This is a genomic window from Leucobacter sp. cx-328, assembly GCF_014530035.1.
Taxonomy (GTDB): domain Bacteria; phylum Actinomycetota; class Actinomycetes; order Actinomycetales; family Microbacteriaceae; genus Leucobacter.
Genome location: NZ_JACVMX010000001.1, coordinates 300450 through 321098, shown reverse-complemented (window position 1 = coordinate 321098; position 20649 = coordinate 300450). Strand labels below are relative to the sequence as shown.

The window sequence follows — 20649 nt, the reverse complement described above, 5'->3', positions numbered from 1 at the left end:
GCTGCGTTCACCGCATCATGCGGGCAGAAACCTGTATTCTCGGCTTGTGCGTTGATAGGACAGGAAGGACTAGTCGGGTTCGGCGTTGAGCTTGACGGTCATTGATTCTCCTCAATCCTCGCTCTTCCCGGCGCACCTCATGGTGACAAGGCTGCCAACCGTTTGCGCAGCCCGCTACAGAGGAAGGCGGATCATGGATGCACCACAAAGGACTGTTGGAGAATCTCGGGCCGCGCGTGAAGCGAAGCTCAAAGAACTCAACGAGCAACTGGCAGAGCCGATCGAGGCGGCGACCACTGAAGCAGCGGCCGATGAGTTGCTGGCCGCTGGCAGGGCGCGGGGTGTCTGATGAATACCGGCAGGCTTTTCGCGGAGCTCAACGGCCTGACAATGCACGATGCCACACTTCGTCTTACCGAGGCCGGGGTACCGGTGTTTCCCTGTGTGCCCGGCTCGAAGCGGCCGCTCGTGCCGGGTGGCTTTCAAGCAGCCACGACGAATTTGAAGCAAGTCGAGGCGTGGTGGCGGCGGTGGCCTGACGCGAATGTCGCGGTGCCGACCGGCAGGGCGTCGGGTGTTGAGGTTGTTGACGTTGATCGGCACGGCGAATCTGACCTCGGATTGGCATCGTTCAAGCGTGCTCGTGATGCTGGCCTGCTGCACGGGTGGACGGCGCTCGTTACGACCCCCTCGGGTGGCCTGCACGTCTACTATCCTGCTAGCCCTGCACGGGAGCAGCGGAACTGGCAGGCAGCATCAGCGCAGATAGATTTCCGTGGCGAGGGCGGCTATGTTCTCGTTCCTCCGTCCAGGGTCTCGTACCCTGATGGTTCGAGCGGGGTGTATGCGCTCAGTGCGCAGAGCGTCGCCGCGACCTCGCCGGTCGATGCGGTCACGCTTCGAAGATTCCTGGCACCTCTTCGTCCTCGCCGACAGTTTCCTCCATCGCAGTTCAGTGGTCAGCGTCGCGGGGTGAGTCTTGAGCGGCGTGCGGCTTGGGTTGCGGGGCTGGCTGAGGGCGAACGCAACGCTGGCCTGTTCTATATGGCGTGCCGCATGGTCGAAGACGGGTACGCGCTGCCGGAAACACTCTCAGTGCTGGGTCCTGCCGCTGAGCAGGCGGGGCTTGGGGTGCAGGAGATCACGCGCACGGTTGAGTCGGCATACCAGAAGACCGGGCCGAGAAAAGCCGATGCAGCAGCGTCGGCAGCACGGCGGTCTTGGAGCTATGAGCCTGCATCGCGTTCTGCCGCATCATCGGCCGGGTTGGGGCGCTGAGATGAATTGCCCGCATATTTCGTCTCGTGGTCTGAGGCTTGCGGTGCTCGCCGCCGAGACCGGCACGGTGCTGTTGGCGGCTGCCGCGTTCGTGCTGAGCTTCACCGCACTGCACGACCTCGCCGCGCGCAGCGGCATCGACCGCGACCTCGCCTGGCTGTGGCCGCTCATCGTGGACGGCATCATCGTCGTGGCAACGGTCGCGGTATTCACCCTCGCTGGCACCCGCGTGATCTGGTACCCGTGGCTACTGCTCATCCTCGGTGCGGGGGTATCGGTCGCCGCGAACGCGGTTCACGCGCTGGTGGCAGCCGACCCCGAAGTTTCGGGACTGCTCGCAGGCTCGGTCGCCTCCGTCCCTCCCATCGTGCTGGTCGCTTCGACACATCTCACGGCGATCCTGATTCGTCATTCCCGAACCGTGCTCCAGGTCGCCGCCCACCATGAATCTGTCGCCGCAGAAGCAGCGCAGGCAGACGCACAACTCCGCGCGGTAGAGACTCACCAGCCAGCGCCCGACCCCGAGATTGACGTTGAGGCTCCGCTTGCCGAGGTCAATGCCGAAGAGCGGCGCACCGTGGCGTCGACGCTGCGTGGTCTCGGCCTCAACAACTCCCAGATTGCCCGGTTGTTCGGTGTTGATCGCAGCACCGTCGGCCGCTGGCTACTCAAACCCGTCGAAGAACAGGAGACCCCATCATGACCACCCCTGCATCCGGCGCGATGTCGCCGTATCGTTTTCCGTCCCATCTTGACCTTTACGCCGAGGAAGAGATCATCGAGGCCGAGCTGATCGAAGATACCAAACTCGTCCGGCACACACCTTCCCCTGAACTCATTTACGACGCCGAAGTGGTCGAGGATGCGCTCGAGTTGGAGGGAGGCTTCGATGCTCGGGTGACGGATGATCCTGCCGATATTGTCGGCCCGGAACCGGAGAAACCGGCCGGGGTGCGGGTGGCGTGGAAACGCCCGACCGACCTCTTCGCGGAGGCCGGGGCGCGAGTGACCGCTCGCGGCATGGATCTCACCGCCGCGCTCTCGGAGCGTGCCCGAGGCAAGGTCGGAGACTTCCATCGGGAGGTGCGTGAGGGCACCTGGCATCTCGCTCCGATGAACCCGTTTGGTCAGGATGCGCCGCACCGCTCGATGCCGGAACCCGAAACGATTTCTCGGGGCTGATGGTGACGGTGATGGATCATGCACGGTATCGCTCTCAGATTGGTTCTGCTCGTTCGGGATGAGGATCGCACGTCTCCTGTAGGAGGTGCGCCATCATGACCAGAACACTTATCGCCGCTGCTTCGCCCGAGGATCACGAGTTCGAGACCCCGGAGGGGCTGCGGGCGTTGCTCATTCGTTTGCAGGAGGCTGGCCCCGGCGCGTGGCGGCACGATACCGAGGCGCATGAGCTCGCGAAGTTCACCGCAGGCAAGTATGCGCGTCTTGCCCGCAAGTACGGCCTTGACCGTTGGGAGGCAGTGACCGCCGCGTTCGAGGCGATGCGGAAACCCGGCACCGCCCGCGCCGACAACCCGTGGGCCGTGGTCACCGAGGCGGTACGGCTGACGTGCATCTATGAGCAGCGCGGCCAGGGGCTGCTCTGCTCGGTCGACAAGGCCCGCAAGTCTGAGGTCTCCGCGAATCATGATGCGGAACGGTTTGCAGACCGCGACCAGGCGCTGCTCGAATGGAACCCAGCGTTCCAAGTCGGTGAGCCTCGCATTGAGGACGCAGGCGAAGAAGAACCTTCTCCCGAGGTGACCATGATCGAGCAGGCAGTATTCCTGTTCTCACGGCTCTGCTGGCCGGAATCAACGGCCCGGAATGTGATCTGGTACATCTACGAAGGCCTTGAGAGACTCGGGAGCCGTACGAGCGCGTTCGACGTGCTGCGCCGCGACCGTCTCGCCCTCGCGCTCCTCGACGTGAAGAAGGATGCCTGGAACACCGTTGTCGCGGTGCTGCTGGGCACTCAGAACCCGGCCTACGCAGCAACGAACGCGGGCCGTGGCCTGTTCATGCGAATCGTCATCGGTGAGAGCTTTCCCGAACTGCTGAGTGACGAACACCTGGTGCGGCAGATCGTGGAGTCTGCCCCGAAACCTGGCGGTGCGTGATGAGCGGCCAGTACGGGATTCAGTTGGATCGGGCGCTCGACTCGCTCTTGGTTGGCACCCGGCATCGCAGCGACCTTGGCGATCTCGACCTGCTGGCGAAGTCGCTGTCTGAGCACGGGCTGCTGCAACCGCCAACGATCACCCCGGAAGGGTTCGTGTTGATCGGGGTGCGCCGGGTCGCTGCCGCACGGAAACTCGGCTGGCGCACCATCAACGTATGGGTGCGCTCAGGCCTCTCTGACCGGCTCGGCCAGCTGCTCAGCGAACACGCCGATCATGCCCTGCACAAGCCCCTCACCACCCTGGAAGCTGCCGCGCTCTACCGCGAACTGAAGGCCGTGCTCGAGGAAGAAGCCGCGCTGCGGCAAGCCGCGACTCGCTTCGGCGCGCAGCCCGGACTCGCAGGAATCTCCGGTGGTGGTGATTCACCACCACCGTCAGCACCACACGAATACGGGAAAGCACGCGAACAGGCAGCCCGCATGGTCACCGGGCGTGACTCCCATCAGATGCTCGAACGAGTGAACCGCATCGAAGACCTCGCCGCTGACGGCACCGCCTCGGCGGCGGTTCGCGGCCAGGCCGAGGCCGAGCTTGCCCGGATTCGGGATGGGGCCGGGGTACTGGCCTCGCATCAGCGCATGAACGCCGCCCTGTCGCTTGACGAGCTCGATCGCATCGCGGCCGATCCCACCCAGCCTGAGAGCGTGCGCGAAAGCGCAGGCCGTGAGGCGGCTCGCGCCCGCCAGTCGGATCTGAAAGCCGCTGAGATGGAACGTCTCGCCCGAGCTGCCCTTGAACGAGTGAAAGGGAGCAGTGGCTCGAAGCACCCATCCAAACCGCGCACTGCGGTCACAGCGGGTGATGAGGTGCCGAAGCTGCGCAGTTCCCGCGCGTTCTGGGCGACTTGGAGCGAACTCGACGGCTGGTGGCGGTACTACGATGTCGAGCAGATGGTGCGAGAGCTCTCCGGCGAGCAGCTCGACTTGTTCGTCTCCATCGCTGAGGGCACGATGCGCTTCGCCACCGAACTCCAGAACGCCCGCGCTGCCGCCTGACCTGAGCCGGTGTCCGGGGTGCAGTCTCGTACCTGTGCGGTATGAAACGTCGCACTCCCTTACCGCAGCAACCGGCCACTGATTCTGAGCGGGCGCGTCGGTTGCGCATGATCGTGGCTACGGTGCTCGGCACCGGGCTCCTATTCGTCCTCGTCATCGCCACGATTGGGCTGCTGCTCGGCCCACCCGACGACGAGCTGACACCAATGGTCGGCACCACCACAGCCCCCGATGCGACGGAACCGGCTGAGCAGGCCCGGCCAGTGTTCGGGAAGGTCGCGCAGACCGGGGACGCTGATCGCTTCGCGGAATCGGTCGCTTCCGCGATCTTCGCGTGGGATACGAACGACGGGTATCTCCCGGTCGACTATGTGCAGTCGATCCTCGATCAAGGCTCCGATCCCGACAATCTGGAAACCAACGGGTTGGTGAAAGACCTCACTACCTACCTGCCGAACAACGCGGCCTGGAAAGAGTTGCAACAGTACGAGACTCGGCAGCACCTCGAGATCGACACGATTGGCGTGCCTGATGGCTGGACCGACGTTGTACGGCAGGCCCGAGAGGATGCGCTGCAGCCCGGCACGATCGCTTACACCGTCGACGGTACGAGGCACCGATCCGGGGTCTGGGATGGTGAAGTGGTGACGACCGAGCATCCGGTCGCGTTCACCATGTTCGTGGCCTGTAAGCCGTCGTATGAGCAGTGCCGTCTGCTGCGGTTGACGGCACTCGATACGCCGCTGCGGTAAGCGAGGTCGGTGATGAAGAAGATCCTCGCGTTTCTCGCGGCGCTCGCGCTCGCTCCGAGCGCAGGGCTGCTCAGCCTGGTGCTGGTCGCCGTGCCAGGGAACGGGAACTGCACGGTGCCGACCACGCAGACCACCGGAGGCGGTGGCGGGGCTGTATCGACCGAGGCTCCGCCCGAGTCGAAGAGCATCGTGTTCCCGATGGCGCAAGGCACCTACGTCGTCACTGACAGGTTCGGGCCTCGCATCGACCCGATCAGCGGAGAGCAAAGCTACCACTACGGTCTCGATCTCGCGGCCCCTGACGGCACACCGATTCTCGCCGTCGCTGACGGCATCGTCACCTTCGCCGGGATCGACGGCGGCTGGGGTGGCCTTATCACGATCGAGCACACCATCGGCGGAGAGCGGATCGCGACCGCGTATGTGCATATGTGGGCGCACGGCATCCATGTCTCTGCAGGCGATCGGGTGACCGCTGGCCAGCACATCGCCGATGTCGGATCGAGCGGCTACTCGACCGGGCCGCATTTGCATCTCGAAGTGCGGCCCGGTGGCACGCACGGGCAGGCCATCGACCCGGAGCCGTGGCTCGCCGCACACGGAGCGATCGACCTCACCGGCCCCGGCAGCGAGGCTCCCGGCCGTGCAGGCTGCACCACCCATGAAGAGGACGCCGACCCCGGCAGCGAAGACGGCGATGCACCGGCCGAAGAGGGTTCGCGCGAGGCGGTCGCGGCATGAATGTCTTTCCCGATTTTGGCTCCCTCGATCTGGGCGGCTTCGAGGAAGTGATCGGTGCTGCGCTCATGTTCGTGCTCATTGTGAGCGCTCTCATGTTCATCATCTCGAGTGTGGCGTGGGCGCTGGGTACCTGGGGCGGGAATCCGAACACCGCGATGCGCGGCCGCGTCGGTGTGCTCGTCGCACTCGGCGGTGCACTCATGGCCGGAGCTGCTGTCGCAATCGTGAACCTCTTCCTCAGCTACGGCTCCACCCTCTAACCGCCCTCACCACTCGGGCCTGGCAGACGCATGAGCGTCACTGTCAGGCCCGACTTGTGTTCGGGATTCGGCAGGTACCTCATCGGTGTTCCCTTCCCGTCTTGAGAGCTGTGAGGAGCCTCACCCATGATCGACATCGACCCCAACTCGTCCGGGCTGCCGGGCGTCGACGCCCTCCGATTGATCGTCGGCGCAGTCATGACTTTCGGACTCATCCTGTCCGCGCTCGGCTTGATTATCAGTGCCGTGGTCTGGGCGTTTGGTGCGAACTCGTCGAACCCGCATTTGGCGGGCCGAGGGAAGACGGGTGTGCTGATCTGCTGCGGCGCAGCCGTGCTGTGCGGGGCGGCCGTGACCTTGATCAATTTTTTCTGGGATGTCGGCCAGTCGGTCTAACCGCCACCCGCCGATCTGATGAACGAAAGAGTCTCTAATGAGTCTGTGTGAGCAGCCCATTCTCTCGCTGCTGTGCGATGCCGCAGATGAGACCACCGCGATGGTCGCTGCCGCTCCGATCCAGTGGATCGCCGATGGTGTCGGCCAGACTGCGGCCTGGTTCATCCAAGGCCTCTGGATCGTATTCGACTCAACCACGATGGTCGACGTCACCAGTGGCGAGTTCGTCGGCGTCTACAATCTCATCTTCGGCATCGGCGTCATGATCGCTCTGCTGCTGGCCTGCTTCCAACTCATCACCGCTGTGGTGAAACGAGAACCCGGTGGTCTCGCCCGTGCCGGGATCGGCCTCGGGAAGAGCATCCTCGGTTCGTTCGTCGCGGTCTCGCTCGTCGCGCTGGGATTAGAGATCGTGGATCAGCTGTGCCTCGGCATTGTGCAAGCGACCGGGAACTCGATGCAGTCAATGGGCGACAAGATCACGATGCTCATTACCGCACTGACTACGTTGAACCTCGGTTCCCCAGGTATCGGAGCAATCGTCACGCTGTTCCTCGGCGGCCTGTCAATCGCGGCGACTGCGATCGTGTGGTTCTCGTTGCTCGTGCGAAAGAGCCTGCTCCTGCTGACGGTCGCGCTCGCGCCGCTCGCACTGGCGGGGTTCTCCTGGGATACCACGCGCGGGTGGGCGGGGAAATGGCTGATGTTCGTGGTCGCGCTCATCGTCTCGAAACTCGTGCTGACCGTGATCCTACTGGTCGCTATTGCACAGATTTCTGTGCCCATCGCCCTCGACATCCAGGCGCTCACTGACCCGCTCGCGGGGATCGTGCTCCTCGCGGTTGCCGCCTTCGCCCCGTACATCACCTACAAGGCGATCTCGTGGCTCGGCACCGACTACTACCACGCCATGTCCACCGAGTCCGAAGCGAAGCAAGCGCTCAACCGACCGGTGCCTGTGCCGAATCGGATGCCTGGGAATCCATCTCGTGTTCTCGGCGATTCGAGCGGCTCGGGTGGCGGCGATAAGCCGCCCTCTGGCGGGGGCGGTGGTGGTAATCCGCCGCCCCCGCCGCCCCCGCCGGGAGGCGGTGCTGGCGCTGGAGCCGGTACTGGTGCAGGTACAGGTGCTGGGACTGGCACCGGGGCGGGCGTTGGCGCGGGTGCTGCGGGCGGGCCGATTGGTGTTGGGATAGCGCTCGGTGCGGCAGCGGCGAAGAAGGCCGCGACCCTCGGCCCGGAGCTTGGCAGTCAGGTCGCGCAGCAGGCTGACAGTCAGATGGAGGGCGCGAGCACGCCGGGGCAGAGTTCGGCTCCGCCTCCCGCACGCCACGGGCAGGTACCGCCGCCTCGCGCGCTGCCGCCTGGCCCAAGCACGAACCCTGGCGATAGTTCGACCCCGAAAGCGTAAGGAGCGGTCATGTCTGAGTTCGAGTTGTCGACCGTGCAGTTCTCGCGCCTCACCAAGCGGGGCGTGATGCTCGGTCTCTCCCTGCCCCAGCTGGTCACGCTCGGGATCGGTCTCGTCGCCGCAGTCGGTGGCCTCTACGTCACGGGTGGTGCGGGGCTTGCCTGGACTGCCCCGGTTTGGGGGCTTGCCGCTGTCACCGCGACTGTACCGATTGGCGGGCGGAAGATCGTCGAGTGGGCGCCGATCGTGCTGCGGTGGTGGCAGAAGCAAGCGAGCGGACAGACCGAGTATCGACGTGCCCTTATGCGGCTTCGCCCCGAGGGCACGCTCGCGCTTCCCGGCGATGCCGCCGCGTTGCGGGAGTGGGTGGACGATGAGACCGGGGCGGCGATGATCCATGACCCGCACCAGCACCTCTTGACGGCAATCCTCGGAGTCTCCCACCCCGCGTTCGTGCTGCTCGATCCAGGCGACCAGCAGCGCCGCGTCGACGGCTGGGGCAGAGTGCTCGCTTCCGCGTGCAGGTCGGGCAGGATCGCCCGCATCCAGGTGTCGGAACGCACCCTGCCCGATTCCGGCACCGGGCTTGCGCAATGGTGGCAGGAGCACGGCAACGCTGACGGCTCGTGGGCGGCGACCGTCTATGGCGAACTCATCGACCGGGCGGGCCCCACCGGGGAACGGCACGCCACGACCGTCTCGCTCTCGCTCGATATGCGCCTCGCGGCACGCGCGATCCGCACCGCAGGCGGCGGCGTGCGCGGGGCTGCACAGGTGCTGCGGCAAGAGATGCACACCCTGGTCGCGGCGATTCGTGCCGCAGACCTGCAGGTTGATGGGTGGCTCACCCCAGGCGATGTCGCAATGGTGCTGCGCGCAGCCTACGATCCCGCGACCGCTGCCGCGCTCGAACGTCACGGCGAGCTCGGACGCGACCTCGCTACCGCTGGCCCGGTCGCTGTCACAGAACGGTGGGAGTCGATCAGGTCTGACAGTGCGCATCATGCAGTGTTGTGGGTCAGCGAATGGCCCAGGAGCCAGGTCTACCCAGGCTTCCTCTCACCCCTCGTGCTCTCGTCGGGGATCCTGCGCACTCTCTCGTTGCACTACCTGCCGGTGCGCGCCGATCAAGCGGCGCGTGATCTGCGGCGCAAACGCACCGAACTGATTTCGGATAAGACGCAGCGGCAGAAGATCGGGCAGATCGAAGACGCTGCGACTGCTGCCGAGTACGTCGACGTGATGCAGCAAGAGGCCGACCTCTCTGCCGGGCACGGCCTCGCCCGCGTCACCGGCCTCATCTCGGTCACAGCTTCAACCAGCGAGGAACTCGAGGCAGCGGTCGCCGCGGTCGAACAGGCCGCAATCCAAGCCTCCTGCGAATGCCGTCGTTTGGTCGGGCAGCAGGCCCGCGCGTTCGCCGCCGCAGCCCTCCCGCTCGCCCGCCCCATCTGAACCCGCCCCGACTGATTGGACACCACTGATGCCTGAATATGAGACCCCGCGCGAAGCGGCGACCGCCGCCTACGATGCACTCCGTTACCTCGCGCACACCGTTCGTGACACCCCACTCCGCGAACTCTACGATCTGAACCGTGAACTGCTCGGCATCTCTCGGCTGCTGCCCGACGTGTTCAGGAGTTTCGCGTCGCGTGCGATCGCTCGGAACGATGAGGCGATCATCCGAACCGGCGGCACCATCGTCTCTGGTGTCGCGGTGATCGAAGAAGCAGCCCGTGACCTTCTCCAAGCCGCAGAGTTTGTCGACCGTGCCGAGACCCGCCTGGGTCGCACCTCCGAACACCTCTCGCTCCTTGAATGGCCGACCCCACATCGCCCCGATGCTCCGCCCGCTGCGAGCGTCACCACGCATCTCAGGCCGGAGCCGCTCGATTCGGGCACCCTTGCGCCCAAAGCCGCGCACGGCCTTTCCCGCACGGCCGCACCGCAGAGCCTCGATGCGGGGTTGTCGCGGTGAGTGACGAGGAGCGTCTGCACGCGAGCGTGCTCGTCGCCCCGACCGCCGAGCGTCGACGCTTGAAGAAAGCCAGACGCCGGGCGGCTGCGCAGCTTCGCTACGAGGCGCGCGCCCGTGAAGATGCCGAACTGCGAGCCAGGCGCGAGGCCGAACGGGAGGAGCGCCGGAACACGGTCTATCTCCCCGCAGCGGGCGAGCCGTATCCTGAGTCGCTGCGCACTCCTGGCAGGTTTCGGTTGCCGAAGCATCAAGACACGACGGCGACGCTCGGGGCGCAGTACCCGTTCCTTGCCGAGGTCGGCCTCGGCTCAGACGGTGCGTTCATCGGGCAGGATCTCTACTCCGGTGCCTCGTTCGTGTATGACCCGTGGACGCTCTACCAGCGCGGCCTCATCACCGCCCCGAACATTGTGATCGCGGGAATCGTGGGCAGCGGCAAGTCGGCGCTCGTGAAATCGCTCTACACGAGAGCGCTGCCGTTCGGGCGCAGAGTCTATGTGCCCGGCGATCCGAAAGGCGAGCACTCTCCCGTCGCTGAGCTGGTCGGCGGGCGCGCGATCATTCTTGGACGTGGCCTGCCACACCGCCTCAATCCGCTCGATGAGGGTTATCGTGCGGCAGGGATCAGCGATCAAGACTGGGCGGCTCAGGTCACCGCGCGTCGCCGTGAACTCGTCGGCGCACTTGCAGAAACTATGCTCTCCCGCCCCCTCACCCCACTGGAACACACCAGCATTGACCACGCGCTTGGCGCGGTGATGCGTGAGCACGGCACGCCCATCCTGCCGCAAGTGGTCGACCGTATCCTCGAGCCTGGCAGCGACGCTGACGGCAGGCTCAAAGAAGACGGTCGCCAACTCGGGCACGCGCTCAGGCGACTCGTCGCGGGCGACTTGCAGGGCATCTTCGACGGGCCATCGACCGTCCGCTTCGATCCGTCGCTGCCAATGGTGAGCCTCGACCTGTCGCGCATGGTCGAAAACTCCGCACTGACCTCAGTGCTCATGACTTGCTCGTCTGCGTGGATGGAGGGTGCGCTGCTCGATCCGGCAGGCGGGCAGCGGTATGTGATCTACGACGAAGCCTGGCGGCTCATGGCCTACCCCTCACTGCTTCGCCGCATGGACAGCCAGTGGAGACTCGCCCGCCACTACGGAATCGCCAACGTGCTCGTGTTCCACAAGCTGAGCGACCTCGACAACGTAGGCGATAGCGGCTCAGCTATGCGCGCGCTCGCCTCGTCGCTACTCGCAAACGCCGAGACTCGAGTGATCTACCGGCAGGAACCCGACCAGCTAGGCGCGACCGCGCAGGCACTCGGCCTGACCCGAACCGAACAGTCGCTGCTGCCCGGTCTCGGCGTCGGACAAGGCTTGTGGAAGATCAAAGGCAGGAGCTTCGTTTCGCAGCACCAACTGCATCCTGCCGAACTCGAAGCGTTCGACACCACCACGCGAATGGGCTAAAAAACCTAGATGTTCCGGTGAATATTGACGGTTTTGGCGGGAACTTCCGCCCGTGCCGTCGTTTTGGTGTGGGTGCGGGTGGATGTTCGAGGAACTGCCTCCTCTGCGACTGTACCGCGCCCGCCGGTGCGGGTGTCGTGAGGGCTCCGCGGGGGCGGGAGTGCCGCTGCTGGGTCGCGGGTGCATGGTTCGCCATCATCGATAATAGTTCAGTGCTTACTGTATAGTTCAGTACATGCTGACTATTGCTTCGCGTCTTGATGTCATGAACCGGCTGGGTCGGGCGATGGCGGATCCGACGCGTTCCCGGATCCTGATGACCCTGCTGGACGGGCCGAGCTACCCGGCGGTGCTCTCGCGTGAGCTGGAGTTGACGCGGTCGAACGTGTCGAACCATCTGACGTGCCTGCGGGATTGCGGGATCGTGGTCGCCGAGCCGGAGGGTCGGCAGACGCGCTACGAGATCGCCGACCCGCACCTCGCGGCGGCGCTCACGGCGCTGGTAGACGTGACGCTGGCCGTGGACGAGCACGCGCCGTGCGTGGACGCCGAGTGCACGGTGCCGGGCTGCTGCGGGACGGGAGCGGGCGCGTGAGCGCGGCGTGCGGCTGCGACGAGCCCGACACTCTGATCGTTGAGGAGGCCGAGGAAGGGCGGGAGCGTCCGTGGTGGCGGGACAGCGGGGTCATGGTCCCGGTGTTCTCCGGCGTCGCCTTCGGCACCGGTCTGGTCCTGGAATGGGCAGGGGCGGAGATCCCGGCACTGGTGGCGTTCTGGATCGGCCTGCTGCTGGGCGCGTCGACGTTCACCCCGGGCGCGATCCGCAAGCTGCTCAAGGGCAAGCTGGGCATCGGGCTGCTGATGACGATCAGCGCGATCGGCGCGGTCATCCTCGGCTACGTCGGGGAGGCCGCGGCGTTGGCGTTCTTGTACTCGATCGCCGAGGCGTTGGAGGACAAGGCGATGGACCGCGCCCGCGGCGGGCTGCGGGCGCTGCTCAAGCTGGTCCCGGAGACCGCGACCATCCGGCGGGATGGCGCGTCCGTGGAGGTCGCCGCAAAGGACCTGGCCGTTGGTCAGCTGATGCTGGTGCGTCCGGGTGAGCGGATTGCGACCGACGGGATCGTCCGCACGGGCCGGTCGAGCCTGGACACCTCCGCGATCACGGGCGAGTCCATCCCGGTGGAAGTCGAGCCCGGCGATGCGGTGTCGGCCGGGGCGATCAACACCGCCGGTGCCCTGGAGGTCGAGACGACCGCGGCGGGTACCGACAACTCGCTGACCACGATCGTGGAGCTGGTGGAGCAGGCGCAGACCGAGAAGGGCGACCGCGCCCGCCTGGCCGACCGCATCGCCCGGCCGCTCGTGCCTGGCGTGCTGATCCTCGCTGCTCTCGTCGCGCTGATCGGCTCGCTGCTGGGCGACCCGGGGCTGTGGATCACCCGCGCGCTCGTGGTGCTCGTCGCCGCGTCGCCGTGCGCGCTGGCGATCTCCGTCCCGCTGACCGTCGTCGCCGCGATCGGCTCGGCGAGCCGGCTCGGCGTGATCATCAAGTCCGGTGCCGTGTTCGAGCGGTTCGGCGTGATCCGCCACGTCGCCGTCGACAAGACCGGCACCCTCACACGCAACGAGCCCGCCGTCACCGCCGTTCTCACCGCCGACGGGGTGGACGAGGCGCAGGCCCTGGCCTGGGCGGCATCCCTGGAGCAGCACAGCACCCACCCGCTGGCCGCCGCGATCACCGCCGCCTCACCCGGAGCCCCCGCCGCCTTGGACGTCACCGAGCAGGCCGGGCACGGCATCGAAGGCACCCTCGACGGGGCCCAGGTCACCGTCGGCAGCCCCCGCTGGCTGGACGCGGGGACGCTCAAGGACCAGGTCGCCGGCTTGGAGGAGCAGGGCATGACCGTCGTCATCGTGCACCGCGACGGACTCCCGGTCGCCGCGATCGGGGTCCGCGACGAGCTGCGCCCCGAGGTCCCAGAGGTCGTGCGCACCCTCGCGACCCAGGGTGTCGGGGCGACCATGCTCACCGGTGACAACGCCCGCACCGCCCGCGCGCTGGCCGCGCAGGCCGGGATCGAGGACGTGCGCGCCGAGCTGCGCCCGGAGGACAAGGCCGCCGCGATCAGCGAGCTGGGCAGGCACGGCTCGGTCGCGATGATCGGTGACGGCATCAACGACGCCCCTGCACTGGCCGCCTCGGATATCGGCATCGCGATGGGCGCGACAGGTTCCGATGCCGCGATCGAGTCCGCCGACGTCGCGTTCACCGGTCACGACCTGCGCCTCCTGCCGCGCGCGTTCGCTCACGCCCGCCGCGGCAGGCACATCATGAACCAGAACATCATCCTGTCGCTCATGATCATCGTCGTGCTGCTCCCGCTCGCCCTGTTCGGTGTCCTGGGTCTGGCCGCGGTGGTGCTGGTGCACGAGATCGCTGAGGTGATCGTCATCCTCAACGGGCTCCGCGCCGCCCGCACGAGCCGCGCCACCGCAGATCTGTGACGGATCGGCCACCGTTGCACCTGGCTCCTGACCGTCCGCGAGAGCACGACCCTGGGGCCGGAATCGACCCGGCGCGGCGGCGTCACCCTGGCTGGTCGCTGGTGGTGAGGTCGGGGTGTGCGAGGGTGTCGATGTAGCGGTCGGTGCCGGCGATGCTGAGGCCGAAGAGGTCGCTGATCGCGCGGGCGTCGCCGCGGGTGGCGTGGGCTTCGGCGAGGATGCGGTCTTCGCGGAGGGCCTGCGGGCGGATGCCGGCCTGCTGCCAGGGGTAGGTTCGGTTCGCGGCCATCATCCTGGGCGCGGAGCGCTGGTGGATGATGAGGTGCGGGTTCTGCGAGTTCGGCCATCTGTTCTGGCGGTAGTCGAGCCATCGGGCGAGGCGTTCGCGGACGGGAGCGGCGAGCGGGATGCTCCGGCCTGCGACGTTCAATCGCCCGTCGACGATGTCGGTGAGCAGCAGCTCGGAGACCTGTTTCGCGGTCAGGGCGTGGAACGCAACGAGAGCGACGGCCAACGCGATCACGGGGTGGGGCGAGTTCAGTTTCTCACGGATGAGCGCGGTGTCCAGCGGCATCGGGATGTTGCCGTTGACCTTGGTGAACGTCATGCCGCGGGTGGGGTTCTGGAAGAGGAGCCTGCGAGCTTTGAGTACCTTGAACAGCGACCGCAGGCCACGCTCCATGAGCGCACGCGGGTTCCCGCTCTCGGGCAGCACGTCACGAATCTGAGCGGGGCTGATCTCGGCGAGCGACTGATGGCCGGCCTCGGCCCACGCGGTCACGGCCGGCACGACGGCGTGGATATGGACTTTCACGGTCAGCGGGTCGCGGGAGCGCTGCCGGGGCGCGGCCGTCGCTCCGTCGATCATGACGTTCACCCAGACCTCGAGCTGCTCCTGCATCACCTGTGGCAGCAGCGACGTCTTGTTCGCGAAGTAGGTGTCGATCCAGCGGGGCCGGTCATCGATGAGCAGCCCGGCGGCGTCGAGCACGTCGAGGGTGGAGACGATGTTGCCGTCATAGCGTGGGAGTTGGAGCACGTCGGAGGCGCGGATCTTCGCGGTCGGGCTGTCGCGGAGGGTCTGCAGCAGGCGCAGGGAACGGATCACGTCGTTGCGTTGGCGGACAGACCAGCCGAACTGTTCGGCGTGCTCGTGCACGATCGCGTTGCAGTATCGGGTCAGCTCGCTGTTCTCGATCAGGGCGCGCTGGAGCAGCAGCTCGGGGTCAGGGGCGACGTCGATGAGGACGGGCTGCACCCACTCGGTCAGGGCGAGCTTCTTCGGCGGCGGGCCGGGGCGACCCCACCCGCCGGGCGTCTTCCACCCGTTCGCAGGCTTGAGGCGCGGAGTACGGCGGCGCTGAAAGTGCATGTTCGCGAAGAAGAGCTGCTGGCCGTGTTTGTTCGCGCCCGCGAGGTCGAGGGCGCGGCCGGGCTCTTGGAGCATCCGGGCCTGTTCGAGGCAAAGACGGCACGCACCCCGGTCACCGATCCAGGTATCGCGATGGCAGTAGTTGCAGACCCCTTTCGGGTAGTGGGTCTGCCACCAGCGGCACGACCAGCACATCCAGTTGTGCTGCGGATACACGCCCCACGCGAGGCAGCTCTTGCAGGAGCCGACCTTGTGGGGGCTGCGCGGGTGGCAGCGCTGGCACAGGCCCTGGCTGAAGTAGTCGGTGGTCGTTCCGCACATCTCGCAGGGTGGCGGCGGGAACGGGCCTCCGGGCATGCAGTCGTAGCAGAAGTCGATGCGGGGCTTGCTCCACGCGACGCGGTTGACCTGGCAGCGGTTGCACAAGGGCGGTACCCGCAGCCGCGCTTCCGGCCCCGGCGCTGGACTCACAGCGGCGGCTCGGAACGGGGCTTACCGAAGCGGGGCGAGACCGTCGGGCCGACCTCCTTCTCACCGCCCACCGTCTCGGCCTGTCTCGGACGCCTCGCCGCAACCTTCTGGGGCTCGGGAGTCATCAGGTCAGAGGGTGCGCAGTCGAGGATCGAGCAGAGCACGTCGAGCTCTTCCAGACGGATCGTCGCGGGGGTTCCGGCCCACCAGCCCGACATCTTCCCGGCGCTGATCTCCAGTCCTGCCGCGGCGAGGCGGCGGCGCATCTCGGCGGACTTCCAGATGCCGCGCTCGGCGGCTCGCATTCTCAAATTCCATTGCACAGGCGATTCACCTTTCTTCCGCGAAGCGGGCCTCGACCCGCTGGTTGGCGTTGCGCCAGGCCAGCTCGACATGCTCGCTACGCACGTGGACATACCCCGACGTCGTGGACAGCCACTGGTGGCCCAGCAGCTCTTGGATCGCTTTCAAGTCCATCCCGCTCCCATACAGAGACGAGGCGCAGTAATGCCGCAGCACATGAGGCGTCAACCGGCCCGCCCACGCGGGCAGGAACCGCTCGGTCTGGATTGTCAGGCCGCGCCGCAGCGAGTAGTCGCTCACTCTGGCGCAGCGCCCCAGGTCCTCATCGAACCGTTCGGAGGGCAGCATCGGCGCATCCGGGTTGACCCAGTCGTCGCCGAACTGGTGACGCACCTCGGCCAGCCACCAGTCGATGAGCTGGTCGGCCCCGTTGATCGCGGGCACCAGGCGGGCCTTGAAGCCGCGCCCGTGCGAGCCCTTCCCGAACCGCACATGCAGCTTCCCTAGCCCGCCGAGGTCGGGCCGCCAGTCGCGGATGTCGAGCATCACCGTCTCGTTGATCCGCACCCCGACCCGCCGCCACAACGACGCGGCGAAGTAGTCACGCGCGGCCGGGAGATACTTCCGCGCGTCCGGGATCGACTGCCGCCAGCCCGTGAACAGCGCGTCGACCTCGTCATCGGACGGCGGCACGCGCACCTTGCCCAGCGACGCACCGGACTGCCGGTTGAAGTCATCAATGGGCTGCTCGACCACCACCCCGGTCATGCGGTGAATCTGGCCCTGATAGCGGGCGATGACGAACTCGTAGAACTGCGCCAGCGCCCCGGCCTTGCCCGCCCGCGTGCTCACCGCGTGGCCCATGCGCCGCTGCTCGGCCAGGAACGCGTCCGCGTCGGCGCAGCCCGCCTCCCACAACGGGCCCGTCAGCGAACGGGCGAACTCGATGATGATCCGGCGGGTGCCCTGGATATGGCCGTCGCTGAGGCCAGCGGCAGCCATCGCGATCGCGTGCTCGTCAACGATCTCCTGCTCGAAGTCCTCCGCGTCCTGGGCAGTCCGCAGCACCTCGTCGGCAGCGCCGCCACGCAGCGCGACGAGCTTCATGACCCCGGCAGTTCACGAGAGGCGACCATACGTCAATCGTACCGACGAACCGTCATTGAGAGTGAAGGTTTTTCATTTTGCGTCAGGCGTGACGGGAACTTGCAACCACAAGGGAAGCGAGGCCGCTGGGGCACAGAACCGGGTCGGGAACTTCAACGCATAGAGATTAAAAGCTCATCTCCGCAAACGGTCTGAGAAGTGCTGTGCTTCTCAGACCGTTTCTTCGTGCTCGGGGTTTCTGTCTTACCTCGCTGTCGGGTCACCGCCATATTGCGGGGCCTGTCAACACAGGAGTCAGGAGCGATCTATGTCTTACACGTCCACCCGCCCACCGGATGATCGGCCCAGGGTCGATCCCCAGGAGCGAAGATTCCGAGTACAGTTCGCCACCTTGCTGCTGGCGCTGCTGATGCTCGTATCGAGCCTCGTCATGATGCCTGCCCCAGCTGCGCAGGCCGCGACCCTGGGCGTCGGATATGGGAATGAGCAGTTGTGGCTCGGCTCGTTCTCCTCACACGGCCGTCAGGCATACTGCATGGACATCGACGCGCTGCCGCCCTACGGGAACACCGAGCATCCCGAACTGAAGACCACCCTCGACAATCTCTCCGAGGGGCAACTCGCGCAGCTGAACTATGTGATGGCCACCTGGGGCGAATCGTCAGACCCGGCGATCACGGCTGCGGTACAACTGTTCGTGTGGGATGTCGCCGACCACGACACCTATGCCGCGCGCGGCGGCGAGGCACACTTCATCGAGCGTGTACCGGCTGGTGCGCGGTCGACGGTGCTCGGAAACCTCGCAGCAATGCGACAGGCCGCCGCCGACAACGAGGTGGCGAAGCCATCCGCGTCGATGAGTATCGAGATGAGCGACCAGTACCAGGGTCGCCTCACGATCAGCACCACGCCAGGATCACTCACGGGCGCGGTAACGCTCACCAATGCGACGTTTGCGAACGGTGCGACTACTGCGACACTCGGTGCGGGCACGCACGCGATCACCGGCACCCCCGCTGAGGGTGCGCCGGAGTACCGTGTGAGTGCGTCGTTCTCGTCACAGGCTGCGGGTCTGGGTGCCGGGGTGGATATGTTCTACACTCCCGGCGAGCAGCGGATTCTCGCAGCAGCGAGCTTCGAGCCGGTGAAAGCCGCCGCGCAGTCGCCCGTGATCCCGCTCGATTTCCAGCCCGAGCTGACCACGCAGGTCGCATCGAAGTTCGTACAGGCGGGCGACCAGTTCGTTGACGGCGTGAATGTGACGGTGACGAAGCACTCGTGGATTCGCATCAACGGTTCCCCGATCCCGGTCGAGGCCGTCGGTACGCTCTACGGCCCGTTCGACGCGCAGCCCGCCGAGGCGAACGCGCCGCCGAGCGGTGCGCCTGTCGCAGGCACGGAGAAGCTCACCCTGACCGGCCCCGGCAACTACACGTCGCCGGGCACGATCACCGCTCCCGAGTCAGGTTTTTACACCTGGGTCTGGTCGATCGACAAAGCAGCGCAGGGCGAGAACGCGAAGTACATCACCGAGAGCTTCACCGATCGTTTCGGCCTCGTGCCGGAGACGTCGGTGGTGCCGTTCCAGCCCGAGGCGGTCTCGCGCGCTGACCAGCGGCTCGTGAACCCCGGCGACACGGTGACCGACACGATCACCGTGTCCTCGAGCAACGGGGTCTGGCTCAAGCACAACGGCGAGCACATCCCCGTGATCTTCAAGGGCACCGCCTATCAGGTGCCCGGCACGCTGCCCCCTGCACAGGCCGGCCAAGTGCCCGCTGACGCGCGAGTAATCGAGACGGTCACAATCACCGCGACCGGCCCCAGCACCTACACCAGCCCTGAGATCGTGCTGCCGAACGCGGGGTTTGTGACCTGGGTGTGGGAGATGAAGCGCGCTGACCAGCCCGAATGGGTGCGCCCCTACCTCGCCGCCGATTGGGCCGATGACTACGGCATCAGCATCGAGACGCACTCGGTGCGCTGGCCGATCAAGATCGTCTCCGAGGTCAAGGAGTACAACGTGCATCTCAAAGGCGGTCGCGCGTTCGACCGGATCGAGGTAAGCGGGTTCCCCGAGAATCACAGCGAGTTCGAGGGCGACGGCTACTGGGGTGCCGACCATGACGAGGTCGTGCACACCGTGTACGGGCCGTTCAAGACCGAGGACGAGCTGACCGATGACCTCGATCTTGAGGATGCTCCGGTGCTCACGTCGATCACGACGCCCGCACGAAACGGCACCTACCATCTCGGGTACACGGATGAGGATGCGATCAAGCCGGTGAAGCCCGGCTACTACGTCATCGTGTCGCACTTCGCGGGCGATGACCGGGTGCAGCCGCACACGAGTTCGCCGGGCGATATTCGGGAGCGGTTCTTCGTGCCCGATGATCGGCAGCCGGTCTCGGTGATTACGCAGGCGACACCCGAGGCGCGCGTCGGTGAACCGTTCGAGGATCTCGCGCTCGTGCAGGGCACCGACATCCCCGAAGGTGCATACCTCGTGTTCCGGGCGCATGGCCCGGTCGATCCCGAGGCTGAGCCGCAGTGCGACGCACCGTTCTTCGAGAGCGAGCAGATTCCTGTCACCCAGGCGGGCATCTACCGCTCCGGCACCACGAGCGTCGACCAGCCCGGCCATGTCTACTGGGTCGAGACCCTGTACGACAAAGACGGTGAAGTGATCGTCGAGGGGCGTTGCGGTGCTCCGGGTGAGACCACCGTGGTCACTGGGCAGCCTGAGGAAGTGAGCGTGGTCACGAACGCGGTGCCCGAGGTGCTGCTCGGTGATCCCGCTCACGATGTCGCGACCGTCACAGGTAAGGTGCCCGAGGGTTCCACGCTGAAGTTCGAGGCCTACCGGCAGGACGGCAGCGAGGCGCTCTGCACCGCAGACGAGCTGGTCTTCACCTCCGAGGCCATCGAGGTCGACGAGCCGGGCGACTACCGCTCGAACGATGTGGTGTTTGATCGCGTCGGCACCTACTACTGGGTGGAGACCCTGTACGGCCCGGACGGTGACGTGCTGCATCGCGGCCATTGCGGTGCCCCGAACGAGACCACCAAGGTCGTGACCGAGCCCACCGCTCCGCCTGAGCTGGCGGTGACCGGAGGCGACAACGGCGGCATGTGGGCGCTCGGCATCGGCGCAGGCGTCGCGATCCTCGCCGCAGCGGGCGTGATGTTGTTCGGGCGTCGCCTCGCTCAGCAGCGCGAACGCGAAGCCGCAGCCGAAGACCCCACTGGTACTGATGGAAAGGAGAACGAACTCGACGAACTCATGAACTAAGCATCCCCAACCCCCAGCGGGAGGCGCAGCCGAAACTCGGTTGCGCCTCCCGTCTGTGTTGCATCGGCACTCCCGCTCTTCGGGTTCGGGTCTGCCGTCGCACATGCCTGGCATGAGATGTCACAGCCCCCTGTTC

The 20649-nt window shown here is 66.3% G+C and carries 20 protein-coding genes; 17 read left to right on the top strand and 3 right to left on the bottom strand.

The window, feature by feature from the left end; genetic code table 11:
- The first annotated feature begins 193 nt into the window (after window positions 1–193).
- The 16 genes from ICL81_RS01345 (at window position 194) to ICL81_RS01270 (ending at window position 13968) form a co-directional block, all read left to right on the top strand.
- Window positions 194–349: a hypothetical protein gene (locus tag ICL81_RS01345; RefSeq protein WP_188033186.1), complete on the top strand. Its 156-nt coding sequence runs from the start codon at window positions 194–196 to the stop codon at window positions 347–349.
- A complete protein-coding gene (locus tag ICL81_RS01340) occupies window positions 349–1278 on the top strand; it encodes a bifunctional DNA primase/polymerase (protein ID WP_124974013.1) in 930 nt (309 codons plus the stop codon). The genes ICL81_RS01345 and ICL81_RS01340 overlap by 1 nt, the downstream gene beginning before the upstream one ends.
- The gene (locus tag ICL81_RS01335) at window positions 1229–1981 is read left to right on the top strand and encodes a DUF2637 domain-containing protein (RefSeq protein WP_235829338.1); all 753 of its coding nucleotides are present in this window, start codon (window positions 1229–1231) and stop codon (window positions 1979–1981) included. The genes ICL81_RS01340 and ICL81_RS01335 overlap by 50 nt, the downstream gene beginning before the upstream one ends.
- On the top strand, window positions 1978–2460 hold the full coding sequence (locus tag ICL81_RS01330) for a hypothetical protein (protein ID WP_124974011.1): 483 nt from the start codon (window positions 1978–1980) through the stop codon (window positions 2458–2460). Before ICL81_RS01335 ends, ICL81_RS01330 begins: the two co-directional genes overlap by 4 nt.
- A 95-nt stretch (window positions 2461–2555) precedes the next feature.
- Window positions 2556–3398: a hypothetical protein gene (locus ICL81_RS01325; protein ID WP_124974009.1), complete on the top strand. Its 843-nt coding sequence runs from the start codon at window positions 2556–2558 to the stop codon at window positions 3396–3398.
- Window positions 3398–4456, top strand: coding sequence for a ParB N-terminal domain-containing protein (locus tag ICL81_RS01320; protein WP_188033185.1), 1059 nt, complete (start codon window positions 3398–3400; stop codon window positions 4454–4456). The genes ICL81_RS01325 and ICL81_RS01320 overlap by 1 nt, the downstream gene beginning before the upstream one ends.
- Window positions 4457–4497: 41 nt before the next feature.
- A complete protein-coding gene (locus tag ICL81_RS01315; protein WP_124974005.1) occupies window positions 4498–5208 on the top strand; it encodes a hypothetical protein in 711 nt (236 codons plus the stop codon).
- Between the two features lie 12 nt (window positions 5209–5220).
- Complete coding sequence (locus ICL81_RS01310) at window positions 5221–5949, top strand: M23 family metallopeptidase (protein WP_188033421.1); 729 nt, start codon at window positions 5221–5223, stop codon at window positions 5947–5949.
- Window positions 5946–6209, top strand: coding sequence for a DUF6112 family protein (locus ICL81_RS01305; protein WP_124974001.1), 264 nt, complete (start codon window positions 5946–5948; stop codon window positions 6207–6209). The genes ICL81_RS01310 and ICL81_RS01305 overlap by 4 nt, the downstream gene beginning before the upstream one ends.
- A gap of 126 nt (window positions 6210–6335) precedes the next feature.
- Window positions 6336–6605 carry a DUF6112 family protein gene (locus ICL81_RS01300; RefSeq protein ID WP_188033184.1) on the top strand — a complete coding sequence of 90 codons (270 nt, stop codon included), beginning with the start codon at window positions 6336–6338 and terminating at the stop codon, window positions 6603–6605.
- Between the two features lie 37 nt (window positions 6606–6642).
- Window positions 6643–8016, top strand: a complete 1374-nt coding sequence (locus ICL81_RS01295; RefSeq protein ID WP_185715075.1) for a conjugal transfer protein TrbL — start codon at window positions 6643–6645, stop codon at window positions 8014–8016.
- Window positions 8017–8025: 9 nt separating this feature from the next.
- Window positions 8026–9471 (top strand): SCO6880 family protein, encoded by a 1446-nt coding sequence (locus ICL81_RS01290; protein WP_188033183.1) that lies wholly within the window; start codon window positions 8026–8028, stop codon window positions 9469–9471.
- Window positions 9472–9499: 28 nt separating this feature from the next.
- A complete protein-coding gene (locus ICL81_RS01285; RefSeq protein WP_124973997.1) occupies window positions 9500–9994 on the top strand; it encodes a hypothetical protein in 495 nt (164 codons plus the stop codon).
- Window positions 9991–11460 (top strand): ATP-binding protein, encoded by a 1470-nt coding sequence (locus tag ICL81_RS01280; RefSeq protein WP_188033182.1) that lies wholly within the window; start codon window positions 9991–9993, stop codon window positions 11458–11460. Before ICL81_RS01285 ends, ICL81_RS01280 begins: the two co-directional genes overlap by 4 nt.
- A 235-nt stretch (window positions 11461–11695) precedes the next feature.
- Entirely contained in the window at window positions 11696–12055 is a 360-nt protein-coding gene (locus ICL81_RS01275) for a helix-turn-helix transcriptional regulator (protein WP_007633539.1), read from the top strand.
- Window positions 12052–13968: a cation-translocating P-type ATPase gene (locus tag ICL81_RS01270; protein ID WP_215394724.1), complete on the top strand. Its 1917-nt coding sequence runs from the start codon at window positions 12052–12054 to the stop codon at window positions 13966–13968. The genes ICL81_RS01275 and ICL81_RS01270 overlap by 4 nt, the downstream gene beginning before the upstream one ends.
- An 82-nt stretch (window positions 13969–14050) precedes the next feature.
- On the opposite strand, the gene ICL81_RS01265 is transcribed toward ICL81_RS01270, so the two are convergent.
- From ICL81_RS01265 to ICL81_RS01255, 3 genes are all read right to left on the bottom strand, one after another.
- The gene (locus tag ICL81_RS01265; RefSeq protein ID WP_251381605.1) at window positions 14051–15661 is read right to left on the bottom strand and encodes a hypothetical protein; all 1611 of its coding nucleotides are present in this window, start codon (window positions 15659–15661) and stop codon (window positions 14051–14053) included.
- Between the two features lie 146 nt (window positions 15662–15807).
- Window positions 15808–16134 carry a helix-turn-helix transcriptional regulator gene (locus ICL81_RS01260; protein WP_097784351.1) on the bottom strand — a complete coding sequence of 109 codons (327 nt, stop codon included), beginning with the start codon at window positions 16132–16134 and terminating at the stop codon, window positions 15808–15810.
- 7 nt (window positions 16135–16141) lie between these two features.
- Window positions 16142–17221, bottom strand: coding sequence for a tyrosine-type recombinase/integrase (locus ICL81_RS01255; RefSeq protein WP_188033180.1), 1080 nt, complete (start codon window positions 17219–17221; stop codon window positions 16142–16144).
- A gap of 307 nt (window positions 17222–17528) precedes the next feature.
- Here ICL81_RS01255 and ICL81_RS01250 point away from each other — a divergent pair, with 307 nt between their 5' ends.
- Window positions 17529–20513 (top strand): hypothetical protein, encoded by a 2985-nt coding sequence (locus ICL81_RS01250; RefSeq protein WP_188033179.1) that lies wholly within the window; start codon window positions 17529–17531, stop codon window positions 20511–20513.
- Window positions 20514–20649: the final 136 nt, after the last annotated feature.

Coding starts and splice junctions, on each gene's coding strand:
- ICL81_RS01295 (WP_185715075.1), top strand. CDS start 6,643: ATGAGTCTGTGTGAGCAGCCCATTCTCTCGCTGCTGTGCGATGCCGCA.
- ICL81_RS01250 (WP_188033179.1), top strand. CDS start 17,529: ATGTCTTACACGTCCACCCGCCCACCGGATGATCGGCCCAGGGTCGAT.
- ICL81_RS01320 (WP_188033185.1), top strand. CDS start 3,398: ATGAGCGGCCAGTACGGGATTCAGTTGGATCGGGCGCTCGACTCGCTC.
- ICL81_RS01345 (WP_188033186.1), top strand. CDS start 194: ATGGATGCACCACAAAGGACTGTTGGAGAATCTCGGGCCGCGCGTGAA.
- ICL81_RS01325 (WP_124974009.1), top strand. CDS start 2,556: ATGACCAGAACACTTATCGCCGCTGCTTCGCCCGAGGATCACGAGTTC.
- ICL81_RS01290 (WP_188033183.1), top strand. CDS start 8,026: ATGTCTGAGTTCGAGTTGTCGACCGTGCAGTTCTCGCGCCTCACCAAG.
- ICL81_RS01285 (WP_124973997.1), top strand. CDS start 9,500: ATGCCTGAATATGAGACCCCGCGCGAAGCGGCGACCGCCGCCTACGAT.
- ICL81_RS01265 (WP_251381605.1), bottom strand. CDS start 15,661: ATGTGCGGAACGACCACCGACTACTTCAGCCAGGGCCTGTGCCAGCGC.
- ICL81_RS01340 (WP_124974013.1), top strand. CDS start 349: ATGAATACCGGCAGGCTTTTCGCGGAGCTCAACGGCCTGACAATGCAC.
- ICL81_RS01315 (WP_124974005.1), top strand. CDS start 4,498: ATGAAACGTCGCACTCCCTTACCGCAGCAACCGGCCACTGATTCTGAG.
- ICL81_RS01305 (WP_124974001.1), top strand. CDS start 5,946: ATGAATGTCTTTCCCGATTTTGGCTCCCTCGATCTGGGCGGCTTCGAG.
- ICL81_RS01300 (WP_188033184.1), top strand. CDS start 6,336: ATGATCGACATCGACCCCAACTCGTCCGGGCTGCCGGGCGTCGACGCC.
- ICL81_RS01255 (WP_188033180.1), bottom strand. CDS start 17,221: ATGAAGCTCGTCGCGCTGCGTGGCGGCGCTGCCGACGAGGTGCTGCGG.
- ICL81_RS01330 (WP_124974011.1), top strand. CDS start 1,978: ATGACCACCCCTGCATCCGGCGCGATGTCGCCGTATCGTTTTCCGTCC.
- ICL81_RS01275 (WP_007633539.1), top strand. CDS start 11,696: ATGCTGACTATTGCTTCGCGTCTTGATGTCATGAACCGGCTGGGTCGG.
- ICL81_RS01335 (WP_235829338.1), top strand. CDS start 1,229: ATGAGCCTGCATCGCGTTCTGCCGCATCATCGGCCGGGTTGGGGCGCT.
- ICL81_RS01310 (WP_188033421.1), top strand. CDS start 5,221: ATGAAGAAGATCCTCGCGTTTCTCGCGGCGCTCGCGCTCGCTCCGAGC.